Origin of the sequence: Holophaga foetida DSM 6591, assembly GCF_000242615.2 — a bacterium.
In the GTDB taxonomy this organism is placed as follows: domain Bacteria; phylum Acidobacteriota; class Holophagae; order Holophagales; family Holophagaceae; genus Holophaga; species Holophaga foetida.
On record NZ_KI912268.1, the window covers coordinates 3,440,915 to 3,443,192 of the forward strand.

Below are 2,278 nucleotides of genomic sequence, written 5' to 3' on the forward strand. Positions count from 1 at the left end.
CGGAGGAGGCAGCGGCCAAGGACTCAAAGCGAACCCGGATGGGCATCCAGATCGCCCACTTCCCGATCCGGCGGAGCCTGGATGACTACGACTTCGACCTTCAGCCGAGCCTGGATCGCCGCCTGATCCGGGAGCTGGAGACGGGGACCGTTCATCGCTCATGCGGAGAACATCCTGCTCCTTGGGCCACCAGGGGTGGGTAAGACCCACTCGGCCATCGGGTTGGGGCGGAAGTCCATCGAACGGGGCGCGAGCTGCCTGTTCGTGAGCGCCACGGCCCTGGTGGGTCAACTGATGCGGGCCGAGGCAGAGGGTCGCCTGGAGGAGCGTCTCCTGCATTTCTCGAAGCCCAAACTACTGATTGTGGATGAGCTAGGATATCTACCCTTCGAGCGGCGGGCGGCCCACCTCATGTCCCAGCTCGTGAACCGGAGATATGAGCGGGGCAGCCTCATGATCACCAGCAACCAGCCAGTGGGTGCGTGGGGCGAGGTGTTCGGGGATACCATCCTGGCAACCGCCATCCTGGACCGACTGCTGCACCACAGCCACATCATCACCATCAAAGGCGAGAGTTACCGCCTGCGGGAGAAGCGCCGAGCCGGGATCGTCCCGGCCCCGGTGCCAGCGGCCACCACCTGAGCCGCACCCAGTGGGGCGTCCTCCGCTTCGGCCTACGGCCTACGCTCCAGACACCCCACGGGCTCATACAACAAGGGGGTCAATATTCGTGTCGCCGGGTGGGTTAATTTTCATGTCGCTTGACAGTCGTCTGGCGATGCGTCAACATCGCGATGACCAAGGAGCCTTCATTTACATGGAATTGCTAGCTTTCTTACTGCGCGGGCCCGCCACACGGCGCCACCCCCGCCGCGGAGCGGCTTCGTTCAACAAAATGTTTGGGATCAAATGATGAAAATTGCGCAACGTATACAGAACGACCGAATGCGTGTCGCTGTGCTTGGGGGGGCAGCGAAGAACTCTATCGGTATCGACCCCGAGTCAGAGGAGTTTTTTGATACTGTCTCTTCACTTGTAATTCAAGGGTTGGGCGTTGAGATTAACGAAAAGAACGATGGTCCTGATTCTAGTCGATGGGTCGGAGAGCTAAATGGCGTTAGTATTTATTTTGAATACGATGACATGATCGGAACTACGATTTGCGTTGACTTGCTGGCAAGTGGTTCAAGTAAAGTTGTTGATAATCTAGTGGGATTGCTGAATACATTCTGATTGACGGACACCCCGTAATCCGGGAGCGTGACAGGCGAATTTCCTGGCGCGATCCCGGAGGGGTGGGCCGCGCATGAGGATGGATCTGGGCGCTTTTCGGTTCCTCCATGACGTGCCTCTCGTGCGAAACAAGGGCGAGCAAAGCGAGTCCGCCAGTTTCGGACGGGAGGCAATCTGAGGTGCAATGAAGGGTGATTTCGGGCCTCTGGTCGATGAGCCTGAAGACCACCACTATGGGGTGGGCTCATGACCGGGCGCGAGCGTACGCCGAACCTTTGCAGTCCCGAGAAGGTGGTGTGGGTCTGACCCTGCCACGGACACCCCGCGATCCGAGAGCGTGACGGGCGAGGATCCCCTTTGGGGATGGACATCATACTTTCCGGTTCGGAAAGTCTTTTCCCCCCACGGCGGCCAGCCTTCGCGGGGAGTGGGTCGAGGCATCCCGGCCCGATGGCTCGGGCATGGAAAGCCCGTGGATGGCCCATGGAGTCCAGAGAGCGGACCCCACAGGCCACCGGCTCCCCTGGAGCCTTCCACATGCTTCCCACACCCTCGGGCTACGCCTGGAAATCGCTGCGCGATTCCCACCATCGGCCCTGCCGGGGAGATCATCAGCAGGAGCTTCCTCGCGGAGGGGAAGGCAAAGAGGAAGGTGGCCGCCGCCTGCGGCGTCGGCGGCCATGCTAAGCGCCCAACGCCCTCCAGCGCCTGGGGGGGGTAGTACGGGAGGTCCGCCATCCGGGGCGGTCGGTCGGTGTCGCAGTTGCGATAACGCGGCGTTATCGCAACTGGTCCCGCCTGGCTCCTCCATGTATCGCACCCTGCCTCGCAGGGTGCTCCCACTCGCCCTTCGGGCTCGCGGACATGGAGCCTCCAGGCAGGACTGCCGCCCCCTCCCTAGACATAACGTGTCAGGCGACATCAGAAACTGACCCAGGAACGACACGAAAGTTGACCCCCCTCACGGAGGGGAAGTCATGGGAAGAAATCGAGGCAATCTCGTACCTGCACAAGTGGGAGACGGGATGCTGGGCAACGAGGAGGC

At 61.2% G+C, this 2,278-nt stretch carries 1 protein-coding gene and 1 pseudogene; both read left to right on the plus strand.

The features are described 5' to 3' along the window. Positions 1-642, plus strand: a pseudogene (gene istB / locus HOLFODRAFT_RS21705) (IS21-like element helper ATPase IstB); the annotation flags it as partial. 270 nt (positions 643-912) lie between these two features. Then, the gene (locus HOLFODRAFT_RS0215465; protein WP_148300475.1) at positions 913-1,233 is read left to right on the plus strand and encodes a hypothetical protein; all 321 of its coding nucleotides are present in this window, start codon (positions 913-915) and stop codon (positions 1,231-1,233) included. The last annotated feature ends 1,045 nt before the right edge of the window (positions 1,234-2,278 follow it).

Bases quoted from the DNA above. Each gene is read 5' to 3' on its own strand.
- HOLFODRAFT_RS0215465 (WP_148300475.1), top strand. From the start codon at position 913: ATGAAAATTGCGCAACGTATACAGAACGACCGAATGCGTGTCGCTGTG.